Origin of the sequence: Mesorhizobium sp. CA12 (genome assembly GCF_020165255.1) — a bacterium.
GTDB lineage: Bacteria > Pseudomonadota > Alphaproteobacteria > Rhizobiales > Rhizobiaceae > Mesorhizobium.
Genome location: NZ_JAIUHT010000019.1, coordinates 1 through 15499 on the forward strand (window position 1 = coordinate 1; position 15499 = coordinate 15499).

Below are 15499 nucleotides of genomic sequence, written 5' to 3' on the forward strand. Positions count from 1 at the left end.
GATGCCGACGGCGACAGCGCCTCGACCGGCGCCATCGACATCGGCGGCGCGGTCACCTTCCTCGATGACGGCCCGACAGCAGTCTCGCCGGACTACGCGGTGCTGTCGAATAGCGCGGGCGCTCCGGTTACGTTTGCTCTGGATGTAGACCACTCGCTGTCCAACAACTACGGAGCGGATGGTGCCGGCACGGCGATTTTCGCGGCGTCTCTCGATGGCGCGGACAGCGGCCTGACTTCGGGCGGCGCCCACATCATCTACGATGTATCTGCGGACGGTCATACCCTGTACGGAAATGCTAACGGCCTGGCGGTGTTCACCGTCACCCTCGACCCCCAGAGTGCCAGCTATTCCGTTGACATGAATGGAACGGTCGACAGCCTGACGCAAGTGACGTTCTCTAACGGGACGTATGATTTCGACGGCGGTAACGGCGCCTGGGCCGGCTTCGTGCCCAATGGTCAGAAGAACTCCGGTGCCCCGGTCGACGATAATTCGCAGGACGTGCTTTTCACGCCTTTCGGCACCGGCACGACCATCAACGGGAACGCGAACTCCTTCGGCGTCGGCGGCGGCGCCGGCGGGCAGAACATCGGTGCGGGCGAAGGCATCCGGGTGGACTTTGTCCAGGATTTGACCGGCAACACGATGGGAGCCGGCGGATATGGCGTCCTCGCCAACCGCGACCACGTGTTCGATAACCACTATACCGCCAACGGCGCCACTTTCACCTTTGGCGACGGAAACACCAACACCGTTCTTCAAATCACGGCGAAGGACGACAACGCCACGACGGGTACCGACAACAACAAGGTCGTTGGGGATGGTGCGCTCGATTCGGTCACGTCGGTCGCGATCGCGTATGACGGGCAGACGCAGATCGTCGATTTCGCGACCATCGGCACCAACGCAACGACATACACGGTTGGCAGTCCGGGTGGGCTGACGGACAGAACCTACACGGTTCACTTCGTCGATGTGGATCCCACCGCCGCAGTTCATTATGCCGCTCAGATAACAGGTATAATGGACGACCATGTTTCCGTCTCAACGTTCACGGCCGACGGCTACAACAGTCTGGAATTGTTGAACACGAGCGGCGACGACTTCGCCATCACCGGGTTCGGCGCAGCCGTTCAGAGCACCAACCCCGTCAACTTCAATCTGCCGATCCAGATCGTGGACGCGGACGGTGACCTGGCGACAAGTCTGATCGGCGTGACGCTGAGCGGGAACCCGATTGCGGATCACTCGGCGGACGCCGCCGGCGCTTCGCATATCTACACGTCGACGGCGGCGGCGCCCGATATCATCGGGTCTGCTTTCGACGACACCATCACCGGCAACGATGTCGGGAACATGCTGTATGGTGGAGCCGGAGTCGACAATTTGAGTGGAGCGGGCGGCAACGACACGCTCGTCGGCGGCGCCGGCAACGATACGCTCAATGGCGGGTCCGGCAACGATCTCCTCGTCGGCGGCGCTGGCCAGGACGCGCTGACAGGCGGCACCGGCGCCGATACGTTCAGGCTCGACCACCTCGACATCAAGGATCTCATCACCGATTACAGTGGCGCCGAAGGCGACAAGATCGACTTGTCTTCGCTGTTCGAGACAGCACCGGGAGGCAACATCGCCGACTACGTGCATTATGACGCTGGCACAAAGACGCTGAGTGTCGACACCAACGGCACGGCCGGCGGCACCAACTTCGTAGATGTGGCCCAGCTGACGAACGGACCTGCCGCCGGAACGATCAACATCCTTTACGACGACACGAACCACGCACAGCACACGGCCACCATTTAGCACTTATGCGCTACCACGCTTCCATGTTAAGCATAAGCAAAGCATGAATTCGCAATTCGGAGAGGGGTTTACATGAAACATTCCGTAAGATTGCTGGCTTCGGCCGCGGCGCTGTTGTTGGCCGGGTCGACGGGGTTCGCCGCCGATATCATCGGCGAGCCGGCGGTGAATTATTGCCGCACTGTGGGCACGTCGGACTTGGTGCTGACCGACAACATGGTCGAGCTCAAGGAGCATGTGGTGAAGCTGATGGACGAATCGGTCGCCGTCGCCAACAGCCCGGAATGGATCAACTCGTCGCGTCCCGCCTTCGTCTGGGCTTCGGAAGCCAAGGTCGCCTGCGGCATGGCCTATGGCTACCTCAAGACGAACTACAAGGACGAAGACACGCTCAACAAATGCGAGTGCTTCCACGACCGCATGGTCGAGTACATGCACTGAGCTGACGGGCAAGCGGACGCCGGCTGGCTGCAATGGTGGCCGACGGAGAACCGGCGAAGGCGATCGCGCTGGACCGGTCCGCCGTTTCACCGAAACGGCGAAACGGTCCATCTCTTTGTCTTGACGCAAGTGCGAGCGGAAAACCGCTGCGCAGTGTTCTTGGAGTTGCCCTGGCGGTCGCCTTGCTCGGCCTGGGGCAAACACCTGTCCACGCCAACTGGCTGGAACGACCGCAACCGTCGGGGACGCAGCCTGTGCGCTGCGACGCGGCGCCCGAGCGGACGCGCGCGACATTCAAGGCATTCGCCACCTGCCATGCGTCGCTCTACGGCCTCGAGCCGGTGCTGGCGCATGCGGTGATGGAGATCGAAAGCGGCTTCGATCCCGGCGTGCGCGGCGCCGACGGCGAGGTCGGGCTGATGCAGGTCATGCCGACAACGGCGCGGATGCTCGGCTTTCGCGGCTCGCTCGACGAGCTTGGCGAGCCGGCCATCAACATCGCGCTCGGCGTCAGATATCTGGCGCAGGCAAACAGGCTCGCCGCGGGCGATCTTTGCACCACTGTGATGAAATACCGCGCCGGGCATGGGGAAACCCGCTTCTCGGTCCGCTCTGTCGACTACTGCCGGCGCGCACGCGCGATCCTGGCGCGGGAGGGGCTCGACGCGGCCGGGCCGCTGCCGGTGGCAACGATCGGATTTTCCGACGTCTCGACGATCGGCTTGTCCGCCGCCGGCGAGGAGAAACGCGTCTGCGTGCGACGATCGTTCGTGCCGGGGCCGCGCTACATGAAATGCGCCGACTATCGCAGCCCGGCGCAAGCAAGGACGATACAGGCGCTGAGAGCGCGGCTGTTCGACGGCTGAAGCCATGATGCAAGAATCGCGGGACGGCCGGGCAGGCAAACGTTAAGAGAAGTGAAGGCGGACCGGGGCGAATACTGGCGGCAGATGGATGGAAGCATCAAATGAAATGTGAGCGGCACGATCCGGACCTGAAGCGCGCCGCGCCGAAACGAATCGTTGCGGCGCGCTTCAGGTCTTTGTCAGATGCATGTCGTCTCCCCAAAACCGGGACCACTTTTGGGCGACATGCATTGGGGGCTCTCGCTCTCGGCCTCGTCGCGACGCTGTGCGCATGCCAGTCCAAGAGCGGCGCGTCGGACGTGCTCGATCCGTCAGCGATAGCGGCACCCGCCGGCCAGGCGGGCGCGCCCGCGGCGCCCGCCCAGCAGGCAAGCGGCCAGGCCTTAGGCAGTGCGGCCTTGGCCAGCGTGACCTCGGCCGGCCCGGCCTCGGCCGCCGCCGCCAAGGCCCAGCTGACGCTCGGCACGGGGCCGACCAAGGTGGCCATGTTGCTGCCGCTTTCGGCGCCCGGGAGCGCGGGCGAGAACGGCCGGAAAATGTATGACGGCGCGCGCCTCGCAATGGCCGATCTCGGCGACAAGCTGCTGACGCTGACGATCGAGGATACGCGCGGCGACAGCTCCTACGCCAAGGACCTCGCGGTGAAGGCGATCACCTCGGGCACGGCGAAGGCGATCATCGGGCCGGCCGAGCTTGCGGCCGCGCAGCACCTTGCCAAGCTCTCCGGCTCCAAGCGGCCGCCGGTGCTGGCGCTGGCCGACAATTTCGCCGGCGGCCCCGGCGTCTATTCCGTGCGGCTGGGCGAAGCCGACAGTGCTGCGGCGGGCGCGGCGGCGGTCGCCGCCAAGGGCGCCAGGAAATTCGTGCTGCTGGTGCCTTCGGGCGCGGACTCGAGCCCGATTGAATCCCGAGTGGCCAACGCGCTCAGCATCTATGGCGCCACGCTTGCCGTGACGCTGCCCTATTCGGCGAGCGACGGCGGCACCAAGGTGGTGTCGGACATGGGCTCGCTGGTCGAGGCGCCCGACGCCGTGGTCGTCGCCTGCGGCGACGGCAGCCCTGTCGCCGTGCTCGCGGCGCTGAAGGCCAAAGGCATTCCAGGCAAGGCGGTGACGCTGATCGGCACCGACCGCTGGCTCGAGCGCCCGATGGATCCGCTCTACGAAGGCGCCTATATCGCGACGCTCGACCAGAGCGAGACCGGCCCGATCGCCGACCGCTTCAAGGCGACCTACAACTACCAGCCGGACGTCAACGTGGCCTATGCCTACGACGTGGTGGCGCTGAGCGCGGGCATCGCGAGCTCCGCCGGCCCCGACGGCTTCAGCAAGCAGGTGCTGGAAAACGCCAGCGGCTTCCGCGGCTCAACCGGCCTGTTCCGCTTCCGCGCCGACGGCTCGAGCCAAAGGTCGATGCCGTTCTTCAAGGTGGAGAAGGGTAAGCTTAAGCTGGTGGAGAAGTCGACGTCGGGGTTTTGAATTTCACTGAGTGAGGGCCGTTGGATCTTCTTAGAAAGCTTCTTATCCTAGCCGTCGCTGGCGCCGTGGCAGCGGGTGCCGTCGCGCTCATCGAACAGCTGATATTTGAGGCGCCAAGACCGGCCGTGTCCGACGAGCCGTCGTCTGTGCCTGTCATCAAGAAGAAGCCGGTGCGGCAATGGAACCGGCACCTGACATAGCTGCCAAATGAGCCGGCAGTCAGCCGTCGAAGCTTTTTGCCTTTCCGCCGCAGGAGCGCAGATCGTCAACCTTTGGTTAGTGGAAAAACTGCCGGAGCGGCAAGGGCCTCCCCACGATCATAAGAGGCGATCGTCCTGACGACAACAATGGAAGCAACGGCAACCACTGCACCGGCAATCACATCGATTAGGTGATGTCCGCCTTCCGGAAGTGTGCTGACAATCATTACGGCATTCAGGCACCCTACAGACCAGAATAACCAGCGGTAGTCTCGAAGCGCGTAGACGACCATGATGCCGAGTGCGGTGTGATAAGACGGGAAAGTGACGAGACCTTCGGACCTCGTCACGAGTAGATTAAATGGCTCTCCCGATCGTAGCCTCATTAGCTCGGTGAAGTGCCACATTCCCGCTCGTACCGTGAAATTGCTGAAGTCGATTGGTCTCGGTTGGAAATACGCATAGGCTCCGGCCGCCGGCACAAGCGACATCAAGATAGCGGTTACCGCCGATGAAACCGCCAGCAGGGCGATGAACTCAGTAAGACGAAGACGCTTTGCAAAGGCCAGCAAAAGGAACAGAAGCGGTAGCTGCCGCGCGAGCGCGTGGTAAGCGAAAACAAGCATTCCTGCCACCAACGGCTGCTTGTTCGTGAGATCGAGAAAGGCGCGCCAGTCGAACCCTATCGCTGCATCTAGCGCTGCCAATGTTTGGTCCATCAGCGGCCTGTCAGTAGCGGAAGCTAGATACATGAACCAGACCGACGCAAAGCTCATTGGGACGAAAAGGCAGGCATTTTTGGCAAGCGAGCGGACGGCAATGGCACTGGCCGCGATTAATCGCCCCGTCCGCGACCTGTCTTTATCAATTCGCCATTCCACGAGCATCATCGCGACAATGATTGCCGCGAGCACCATCATAACATTGGCCACTTCGAACCAATTGTCCGAATCGAGAATGACGCTGGAGCGTCGGAAAAAGAAAAAGTCCACAACAAAGAAGGCCAGCGTAACAGTTGCTATCGTTGCAGCCAGTCTGAACTCGCTACTGCGCACCGCGACGCCTCAGCCTTGTCAGTTGAGTTGCTCAAGTATTCCGGAACTGGTTGCAACCACCACAGCGTGATACATCTGCAAAACCATCGCACAGATCGCCGCCATCGAAATTGGCACGCCGAACGGCACGACGCCCTTGCGGTCCATATGCTGCACGTAGTGGCGAAACATCCCCGCCGGCAATAGGAAAGGATTCTTGACCAAAGCAGCCGTGGCGACCGCGAACACCAGCAGGAACACGGAAAACACCGCGAGATTGCTCCCGCCCACCAAAAACGGAGTTACACTCATCAGCTTGACGTCGCCGGCGCCAATCTTGCGCAAAAGCCAGAACGGAAAAAGCGCAAGAAATAGCGCGGCGCCGCCGAAGGCGCTAATTCCCATTTCCAGCCATGAATGAGTTTGCAACGCCTGGAATTGCAAAGCTCCTAGGCCGAGGCAAAGCAGCAGCAGCACGTCACGGTTGGATATCCGCTGCGTGGTGAAATCCGTCCAGGCAATTCTTGCCAGCAGCAGGATCGCCAACGCCTTGAACACAAGTGACGCGGTCAGCAAAACGGTCATGACCGCTCTATGTTCCTGACGCTGGATGACAGCAGCTTGAGATTGTTGGCCACGGTCGGATCGTTCGGCGCCAGTTCATAGGCTTTGAGGAAGTTGCTGCGCGCGTCCTGCAGCTTGCCGCGCAGCAGATAGGAATAGCCGAGATTGTTGTAATATTCCGGCGTCGCGCCGAGCAGCCGGTAGGCTCGTCCATAGGCCATGTCGGCCAGGTCGAAACGGCGGATGCGATCGCAGGAGGCGGCGAGGCCAAGCCAGGCGACGCCATCGTTGGGGGCCAGCCTGGTTGCCTTGTAGAACAGAGCGCCGGCATTGCCGTAGTTCTCGGAACGGAACTGGGTCTTGGCCTCGGTGACCGCCTGGTCGGAGGCGTAGTAGTCAACATCGCTTATCGTCTTCAGCCCGTCGAAGGTATCGCCGAAGGCCGTGTAGTCGCCTTTGGCCGGCTCGTTGGTGCGGACCACCCCGCCGGTGGTGTCGTGCGTCTGGCATCCGGCCAGGAAGATCAGCAGCAGGCTGGTCGCGACTGCGAGGCGCTTTGTCATTGAGTGTCCCACGAGTCCCCGACTCTGTTTTAGAATCTAATCATATGACGCACTAGAAGAAAATGCCCTTCATGCGAATGATAACCGGCAGCATAATGATCATCAGCACCACGGGGAAGATGCAGAGGCCAAGCGGGATCGTCATCTTGACGGGCAAGGAGTTGGCACGTTCTTCCGCTTGCAGGATCCGCTGATCGCGCATCTCGGCGCTGTAAACGCGCAGGGCGTCGGTGAGACTGGTGCCGAGCTCTTCCGATTGCCGGAACAGCACAGCCAGCGCCTTCGCTTCATCCAGCCCGATACGATCGGCGAGCTCACGCAATGCCTCGCGCAACGGCTTACCCGCCCGCAATTGGAGATTCATGATCGTAAGTTGGATGCCCAGCCATTTGTGCGTGCCCGCCAGTTCCTGGCTCACCCGTTCGACCGCGGCCTCCAGGCTCATGCCGGCATCGGCACAGGTGATCATCATATCCATAAAATCGGGAAAGGCGCGGCGATAGATTTGCTTCTGCTTTCTCTCGAAGCGATCGAGCATGATGCTCGGGATGACGATGCAGCCGAGGCCGATCAGACCCGCGCCCGCAAAGGCGAAGATGCCGGGCAAACGCGCCGGAAGTACCTTCGACAGAAGGGCATACATAAGCAGAAAACCTATGGCGACCGCCCCCAGCCGGCAAAGCGTGTAGATAAGCGGTGCGCTCGCGCCATAAAAACCGGCGCGAAAAAGCTTGGCTTCGAGAGCATCGGGCTCATTGCGCTCCTTCTCCATGGATCTGAAGTAGGCATCGACCGGTTTTTGCGCCGCGGCCCGGACGAGATGGTCCTGTCCCAGGATCGAGCGGCGATCCACGGACCCCTCACCGACGAGACTGTCCGTCACCAGCCTGCGCGTCTGCATCGCGGGCAGGAAAACCAGCGCGGCAAACAGGAACAAGGTCACCGCCGCCACGAAGACGGCGAGGGACACCAGAAAGGTCAGGTCGTTCGTGTTCGAAAGCAGGTTCATGGCCGTTCCTAGAAATCGAAAGTGACCATGCGATACATGATGTACGTGCCAAGCAGCGCCCAGCTCCCGAATGACAAGAATACCGGCAGGATCATCGGGTTACCCCAGATCTTGCCATAATAGGACGGCGCCACGAGCATCAGAATCAGGAACATAAAGGGAGGAAACAGCGAGATGATCCATGCCGATACCCTCCCCTCGGCCGAGAGCGCTCTGATCTTCAATCCAAGTTTCCGCCTTTCGCGCAGGACGGATGACAGGTTCGCGAGGATCTCGGTGAGATTACCGCCCGTCTTGGCCTGAATCGAAAGCGACACCGACAGCAGGTGCAAACCCTCGAAGCCGACTCGCTCCGATAGTTTCCGCACCGCCTGCTCCATGCTAAGTCCGAAGGTGATTTCGTCGGCGACGATGCCGAATTCCGTCCCAAGCGGATCGGGCATTTCGCGTGCGACGAGACCGATTGCGACCGAAGCGGGGTGGCCGGCGCGGAGCGAACGAACGATCATGTCAAGCGCATCGGGCAATTGCCCGGCGAACTTCAGGATCCGCTTTTTGCAGGCTCGCCGCAGGAAAAGCAGCGGCAATGCGAATCCCACCCCCAAGAAGATGAGGAAAGCTGCCGGCGCCGAGACACCAAACAGAAACCAGACAAGCAGTGCCAGCCCTAAACCGGCGAGAAGGAACGACACCGCGAAAGTCATCGGGTTTCCGGTTATGCCGGACCGGGTGTACAGCCGGTTCAACCAGATAAAGCTGGACGCGAAGTCTCCCGAACCAGTCAGGCCGCGTTCGCGCAGCAGGCTTTGCAGAGTCTGCTCCGCGGGCGCCTCGTCGGCGAGGCGGCGAAGCCGGTGATTGACGGCGAACCGCTGTGAGCGCCGGCGTGTGAGAGAGAGGTAGAATGCCTCGCCGGCTAGGATGACGGAGGCGGCCGCGACCACATAGATGAAATAGAGAAGCGTCTGTCCCGTTAGCATCACATCGCCACCTGCGGATTGAAGGCATCCTTGGCGAAATGAAGGCCAAGCGTAGCTGCCTCAGTGGCGAAGCGCGGGCGAACACCGGTGGCGCGGAACTCACCGACGATCGTGCCATCGGCAGCAACGTCGCGCCTGATAAAATGATAGATTTCCTGTAACTGGACGACATTTCCCTCCATGCCCGTGATCTCCGAGATCGAAATCACGCGCCGGCCGCCATCGGAAAGACGCTGCGTCTGCACGATGATGTCGAGGGCAGAGGCGATCTGCGCGCGGATGGAGTCGTGCGACATCGGCATTCCCGCCATGCCGACCATCTGCTCCAGGCGCGATATGGCGTCGCGCGGCGTGTTGGCGTGGATGGTAGTCATCGAGCCTTCGTGGCCGGTGTTCATGGCCTGCAGCATGTCGAAGGCCTCTTCGCCGCGAACCTCGCCGACGATGATGCGGTCGGGGCGCATGCGCAGCGCATTCTTCACCAGCTCGCGCTGACGGATCTCCCCCTTGCCCTCGACATTGGGAGGACGCGTTTCCAGCCGGCCGACATGCGGCTGCTGCAGTTGCAGTTCCGCCGCGTCCTCGATAGTGACCAGACGCTCCTTCGATGGGATGTAGCTCGACAGCGCGTTGAGCAGCGTCGTCTTGCCGCTACCGGTGCCGCCTGAAACCAGGATCGACTTTCGCGCCTGCACCGCGATCCGCAGAATATCGATCATGGGCTGGCGGATCGAGTTGAACGCCATCAGGCGTTCCAGCGAATAAGGATTCTTCGAGAATTTGCGGATCGAGACCAGCGGGCCGTCGATCGAAACGGGCCGCACGGCGATGTTGACGCGCGAGCCGTCGTCGAGGCGCGCGTCCGCCATCGGCGAGGATTCATCGACCCGACGGCCGATATTAGAGACGATCTTGTTGATGATCCGCAGCAGATGCGCCTCGTCGCGAAAGCGGATCGCAGTTTGCTCGATCATGCCGCGACGCTCTATGAACACGCGCTCATGGGTGTTGATCATGATATCGGTGATCGAGTCGTCCTTGAGCAGAGGCTCGATCGGACCGAGCCCCAGCATCTCGTCGGCGGTGTCGCCGGTCAGCTGATCCAGCTCGCGGGCATTCAAAGGGACGTTCCGGCCCCGCACGAATTCGCGCACGATCGGCCGAATCTCATTCAGGATCTCGTCCTTTGACGCGCTTTCCAACGCCGTCAAGTTGAAACGGTCAATGAGATGACGATGGAGCTCGACCTTGAGGGTCAGGAAATCGTTGCCCTGTGGCTCGGCTTCTACCGCGGGAGCAGCGGCCGTTCCATTCGGCGCAACGACGACCGGCGCCAGTATCTTCTGTTCGCTCGGCCCTTTGATGAAGCGACCCAACATGCCGCTTACCCCCCTTATATTTTCCCCAAATGGAAACTAAGCGTTAACCACGAGCGGCACAAGCGGCCTGCAGGCTACACAACGTATAATACTTGCGACATAGTTAAGAGATGGATATTCGGAAAATCGTTTTATTTTCTCCTGCGTTCCGTGCACCGACTAACGTCCTACGACCTTTGGCGGCACACGGCCGACATTGGTCGATAAACCGTTAGATATACTGAGATATGCATTATTTCTAATGTGGCAGCCGAGAGGTATGGCTGCGGCGGAATTGTGAACGAATGGTTAAGATCACTTGAAAAATGAGGCGAATCAAGCTGTTGTCAAAATTCAGAAAGCGTTTGAACGAGTATTGAAAGGTTAAGGGACTGTTAATCCGTTTGACTCGGCTTTTTTACGAGACCTAGGATTGAACGTGACGGGGGATGCTTGGGTATGGGGTTCATCCTTGGCTCTGTCTCGTCGGGTTCAAACCTCTCAAAGGGAGAAATTGGCGTGAAGAAGCTCATGACGATGGCCCGGCAGTTCCGCGACGACGATAACGGCGCTGCCATGGTCGAATATTCGATTCTGATCGGTATCATCACCGCAGCGGTGATCACGTTCATCATCGCCGTCGGCGTCTATGTCACCAATGCGTGGAGCACACTGTGCACCAATCTGGCGACCGACCCGAACAACGGCGTAGGCATGACCTGCTAACTGGAAATGGCCAAGCCCGGGGACGACCCTGAGGCCTGGCCAAACTGACATTGCAAACTCGGGCTTAGCCCGAGTTTGCAAGCGCCAAGGCGGGTCCAAGGGGTTTGGGAAATGCGCGCCAATACACTCATCATGGTTGTGCTTGCCGGTATATTCGGCGTTCTGGCGGTCGTGCTTGTCAACATCTGGCTAGCGGGGCAACGCAACGCTATGGCCAACGGCGTGCAGGCCAGCACGGTCGTGGTCGCGGCGGTGCCGCTGAAATTCGGGGACGCGCTGAGCGCCGACAAATTACGCGAAATTGCATGGCCGGCCGGAGCGATGCCGGCAGGCGCCTTCAAGACAGTCAAAGAAGCTATGGCCGGCAACGGTGCACGCCAGGCGCTGCAGTCCATCAGCGCCAATGAACCTGTTCTCGCTGCGAAGATCACTGGCCCGGGACAGCGGGCCACGCTTTCGGCGGTTCTAGACGAGGGCATGAAAGCCGTTTCCATCAGGGTCAATGACGTGCTCGGCGTCGCCGGTTTCGTCTTCCCCGGTGACCGCGTCGATGTCCTGCTGAGCCGAACGGTCCGCGACAATGACGGCGCCGATAAGAGTTTCGTTGATGTGTTGCTGCAGAGCGTCAAGGTGCTTGCCGTGGACCAGGTCGCCGATGCGACCAAGGACAATCCGACTGTCGTCAAAGCGGTAACTGTGGAAGTGAGCACGAAGGACGCCCAGAAGCTCACCTTGGCCGCGGGCGCCGGGCAGTTGTCCCTGGCCCTGCGCCAGGCTGCCGGCAGCAAGGGTGAGGCGAATCAAAGGATCACCCTGGCGGATCTAACCGCCGACACGCCTGAGGATGTCGCCAAGCGCCAGGCCGAGCTGGACAGGCAGGCTGCGGAGGAAGCGGCGCGCAAACAGGCCGACCAAAGGATTGACGGCCTCGCCAAGGCGGTGGAACGGGTCGGCAGTCAACTCGACCAGATGAGCAAGGCAAAGCCCGCGCCGGCGGTCGCCACGCCGCAACCGGTGAAGGAAGTAGTCAAATACGTGCAGCCGGAGCCGCCGAAGCTGGCGACGATCGGAGTGTTCCGGGGCGTCAAGCTCGAATCATACGAAGTGCCGCGACAAGACTGACGAGGGTCAGCGCGGCGGAGGCTGCCCTTGGGCAGCAAGCGGGGAGACGGGGAATGAAGGGGTTTTGGGTCAGGATAGCGGCGGCCGCGCTATCCGTGTTGGGCGTATCGGCGATCTCCGGCCATCCGGCTGCGGCGGCCGACCGCTTCATCGACGTGTCGAGCCCGTCGCTGCATCGCGTGTTCGTGCCCATTTCCCAATCCGCCACGATCCAGGTGAACGCTACCTTGGGCGACATCGTGGTTGGCGACGAGAAGATCGCCGATGCGCAACCGATGACGGACAAGACGCTCTACATCATCGGCAAGAGTGTCGGCACCACTACCGTCAATCTGTTTTCCGAGGACAAGCGCTCGCTGGGCGCCATCCAGATCGAGGTCGGCCAAGATGTCAGCGACATGGCGGTAGCCATTCGCCAGGTGGCACCGAAGGCCCGCATCGAGATCGGTTCGATCAACGGCAAAGTGCGCCTGAGCGGCCATGTCAAGGACGCCGCGACGCTGGCATCCATTGTGGAAGTCACGCAGCAATATGGCCCGGACTCCATAATCAACGCCGTGACGATCGACGACAGCGAACAGGTTAACCTGTCGGTGCGCATCCTGGAGGCCAAGCGCAACGCCGGCCGCGACCTCGGCGTGTCCTTCAGAAGTAGGAATAGCAGGGGCACTACGCGGGTCGGGACGGGCATTGGCACGGTAGATAAGGACGGAGCCGAACTGGGCGCGGGCGACCTGGTCTCGGGCCTTCTGTCCAATACCAACCCGTTCGCGGCACTGATCACACGCATCATCGACAGCAACATCAAAGTCGACCTGATTATCGAGGCGCTCGAGGCGAAGGGAGTGGTCCGCACGCTGGCCGAGCCCAACCTCACCACGGTTTCCGGCGAAACCGCCAGTTTCAATGCTGGCGGCGAAGTGCCGGTGCGCAGCGTCAATGCGCAAGGCGAAGTCGAGATCGTGTTCAAGCAATTCGGCGTCAATTTGAACTTCACACCGGTGGTGCTGGACGACGGCAAGATCCACATCAAGCTTGCGCCAGAAGTCAGCGACCTGACCGGCTTCACCGCTGCCGGCGATCCGATCTTCACCAACCGCAAGCTATCGACAGTGGTCGACCTGCGCGACGGCCAGAGCTTCGCGGTCGGCGGCCTGCTTTCCAGCAAGAACACCATACAGCAAGACCAGGTGCCGTGGCTCGGCCAGGTGCCGATCATCGGCGCGCTGTTCCACAATTCGAGCACGCAGAAGGAAGAGACGGAGCTGGTCGTCATCGTGACGCCGCATCTCGTGCGCCCCGTGAGGCCCGGCGAGCAACTGGCGACGCCTTTCGACAAGACCAAGCCGGCCAACGATCCGGAGCTCATGCTGCTCGGTCAGCTCGAAGTCAACAAGGACATGATCCGCATGTATGAGCACGGCGAAGGCGTCACCGGGCCCTATGGCCACATGCTGGATGTGAAATCGAAGGACAAGCTGGTCTATGTCAAGAAGTAAGCTCCTACTCGCGCTTCTCTGCACCGGCCTGCTCGCGGGCTGCGCGGCCGATTATCTGCACAATTACGACACGATGACGCTGGCTTCCGGCGACTCGCAGAAAGCCAATCAGCTGCTGCAGACGGTCGACCCGTACAACCCGGCTTCAAACAACACGAAGATCGAGGGCAACGGGGCGCGGTCCGTTGGGGTGGTTCAGAAATACAAGCTTCCGCCAGGTGGGTCCGCGCCGGCAACCAACATGACAGTCAATGTCGGCCCGTCGAGCGAGACCAGCGCAGCGAAGTAGAGGGATGCGGTTCGTCAGGCGAGCGAGGACGTCTGGCACGAATGGAACAGAGAGTAAGATCATGTTGAGGACCATTCGTGAATTCTGGAACGATCAGCGCGGCATAGCGATGATCCTCGTTTCCATCATGCTGCCGGTTCTGATCGGCTTTGCATTGCTGGCCATCGACATGAGCCGCGCCAACGGGCTGCACAGCGATCTGCAAAAAGGCGTCGACGCGCTTGCGCTGGCTGGCGCGGCGGAACTCGATGGCAGGGCGGATAGCATCACGCGCGCCAACAACGCCATCAACAATCTGGTCGCCAACACAACGCTCTTTTCAACGGCTGGCAGCCACCAGATAGCGCGCGCCGACATCAGTGTGGCGTATCTAACCGGGATACCCACCAGCGATAGCACGGCGCTTGGCGCCAACGGTGTCGACGCGAACGGCGTCAACTGGGCGAGCACCGATCCGACGGCTGTCAGTTTGGTCGTGGTGACGCTTAATGCCGCGGGTGCCGGGACCTTCGAAAGCGTCTTTCCTGTAAGCATGTCCAGCCGCAGCACGATGGATATCCGGCCGCAGGCCGTCGCGGGCTTCAAACAGTCGATATGTGAAACCGTGCCGCTCTTCATGTGCAACCCGTTCGAAACGACAACGCCGGGGACCAGCAAGACGATCCAGCAGGCCTTTGCCTCTGGCGATACCTATGGCCGCGAATTTCGCGTACTCAAGGTCGATTCTAACCCTGGCCCCGGCAATTTCGGCTTGATCGACAACAACCTGACATCCTTGCGCGATGCCATTGCAATGGGCACGGCTGGCACCTGCTATAGCCGGGACGCGCTGACCACGAAGACCGGCGTCACCCTCGGCCAGGTGAATACCGGGCTGAACACCCGGTTCGATCTCTACAGCGGCTCACTGAACAAGAACAACAAGGACTTCAACTATCGTCCAGCGAGCAATGTCCGCAAAGGCCAGAAGACCGGCTGCAGCAAATACGACCCGGTAGCCGACGGCACGGCGCTGCCTCTTCCTCCTGGAACGAACTACAACGATACAAAGGGCATGTCTGACCCAATCACAGCCCAAAGCTTCTGGAGCACCTACTGGTCTGTCAATCACGGAACGACCTATCCAAATGTCCCAAGCGCCACCAATCCGACCGGCTCCAAGACTGCTCCAGCATCGCGATATGACGTCTATAAATATGAGATAGCGCACGGACTCGTCGGTGATAAGTCGAAGGCGCCGACAAAGGAAAGCGGAACACCATCCTGCTTTAAGGGCAGCACACCGACGCCCGACCCTGATCGCCGTCTGCTAAACATGGCAATCGTGAACTGCATAGCGAACCAGGCAAAGATCAATGGCCATATCCAGTTAAGACCAGACGGCTACGTCAGCGTGTTCGTCAACACTCCGGTTCAGAAGCAGGACAATACGAAGGATCCCGAAGACCCATCAGCCGGCGAGAAACCGATCAGCCTGGAGATCGTCGATGTCGACGGCGCATTTGCCAACAACACTCTTGTTGACAAGGCGTTTCGGAACGAAGCGCAGCTTTACCGGTAG

General features: G+C 60.8%; 15 protein-coding genes. 9 read left to right on the top strand and 6 right to left on the bottom strand.

Annotated elements, in window-relative coordinates; all coding sequences use genetic code 11:
- From LB520_RS24780 to LB520_RS24795, 4 genes are all read left to right on the top strand, one after another.
- Positions 1-1809: type I secretion C-terminal target domain-containing protein (locus LB520_RS24780; RefSeq protein WP_224639704.1), on the top strand; the 1809-nt coding region annotated here is incomplete at its 5' end.
- Positions 1810-1881: 72 nt separating this feature from the next.
- Positions 1882-2250 carry a hypothetical protein gene (locus LB520_RS24785; RefSeq protein WP_224639705.1) on the top strand — a complete coding sequence of 123 codons (369 nt, stop codon included), beginning with the start codon at positions 1882-1884 and terminating at the stop codon, positions 2248-2250.
- Positions 2251-2504: 254 nt separating this feature from the next.
- A complete protein-coding gene (locus LB520_RS24790; protein ID WP_318012136.1) occupies positions 2505-3116 on the top strand; it encodes a lytic transglycosylase domain-containing protein in 612 nt (203 codons plus the stop codon).
- A 230-nt stretch (positions 3117-3346) separates the two neighbouring features.
- A complete protein-coding gene (locus LB520_RS24795; protein ID WP_224639706.1) occupies positions 3347-4594 on the top strand; it encodes an ABC transporter substrate-binding protein in 1248 nt (415 codons plus the stop codon).
- Positions 4595-4859: 265 nt separating this feature from the next.
- Here LB520_RS24795 and LB520_RS24800 read toward each other — a convergent pair whose 3' ends face one another.
- From LB520_RS24800 to LB520_RS24825, 6 genes are read right to left on the bottom strand one after another with little or no spacing between them, the layout of a single operon-like run.
- Positions 4860-5849, bottom strand: a complete 990-nt coding sequence (locus LB520_RS24800; RefSeq protein ID WP_224639707.1) for a phosphatase PAP2 family protein — start codon at positions 5847-5849, stop codon at positions 4860-4862.
- Positions 5850-5867: 18 nt separating this feature from the next.
- Complete coding sequence (locus LB520_RS24805; RefSeq protein ID WP_224639708.1) at positions 5868-6413, bottom strand: prepilin peptidase; 546 nt, start codon at positions 6411-6413, stop codon at positions 5868-5870.
- Positions 6410-6955, bottom strand: coding sequence for a tetratricopeptide repeat protein (locus LB520_RS24810; protein ID WP_224639709.1), 546 nt, complete (start codon positions 6953-6955; stop codon positions 6410-6412). The genes LB520_RS24805 and LB520_RS24810 overlap by 4 nt, the downstream gene beginning before the upstream one ends.
- Before the next feature lie 52 nt (positions 6956-7007).
- On the bottom strand, positions 7008-7964 hold the full coding sequence (locus LB520_RS24815; RefSeq protein ID WP_224639710.1) for a type II secretion system F family protein: 957 nt from the start codon (positions 7962-7964) through the stop codon (positions 7008-7010).
- A gap of 8 nt (positions 7965-7972) precedes the next feature.
- A complete protein-coding gene (locus LB520_RS24820; protein WP_224639711.1) occupies positions 7973-8944 on the bottom strand; it encodes a type II secretion system F family protein in 972 nt (323 codons plus the stop codon).
- Positions 8944-10323 (bottom strand): CpaF family protein, encoded by a 1380-nt coding sequence (locus LB520_RS24825; RefSeq protein WP_224639712.1) that lies wholly within the window; start codon positions 10321-10323, stop codon positions 8944-8946. The genes LB520_RS24820 and LB520_RS24825 overlap by 1 nt, the downstream gene beginning before the upstream one ends.
- A 498-nt stretch (positions 10324-10821) precedes the next feature.
- Between LB520_RS24825 and LB520_RS24830 the strand changes: the two genes are divergently transcribed.
- The 5 genes from LB520_RS24830 (at position 10822) to LB520_RS24850 (ending at position 15499) form a co-directional block, all read left to right on the top strand.
- Positions 10822-11028: a Flp family type IVb pilin gene (locus LB520_RS24830; RefSeq protein WP_224609043.1), complete on the top strand. Its 207-nt coding sequence runs from the start codon at positions 10822-10824 to the stop codon at positions 11026-11028.
- A 111-nt stretch (positions 11029-11139) separates the two neighbouring features.
- Positions 11140-12150, top strand: coding sequence for a Flp pilus assembly protein CpaB (gene cpaB / locus LB520_RS24835; RefSeq protein WP_224639713.1), 1011 nt, complete (start codon positions 11140-11142; stop codon positions 12148-12150).
- 53 nt (positions 12151-12203) lie between these two features.
- Positions 12204-13649, top strand: a complete 1446-nt coding sequence (locus tag LB520_RS24840) for a type II and III secretion system protein family protein (protein ID WP_224639714.1) — start codon at positions 12204-12206, stop codon at positions 13647-13649.
- On the top strand, positions 13636-13938 hold the full coding sequence (locus LB520_RS24845) for a hypothetical protein (protein WP_224639715.1): 303 nt from the start codon (positions 13636-13638) through the stop codon (positions 13936-13938). Before LB520_RS24840 ends, LB520_RS24845 begins: the two co-directional genes overlap by 14 nt.
- 61 nt (positions 13939-13999) lie before the next feature.
- On the top strand, positions 14000-15499 hold the full coding sequence (locus LB520_RS24850; protein WP_224639716.1) for a TadE/TadG family type IV pilus assembly protein: 1500 nt from the start codon (positions 14000-14002) through the stop codon (positions 15497-15499).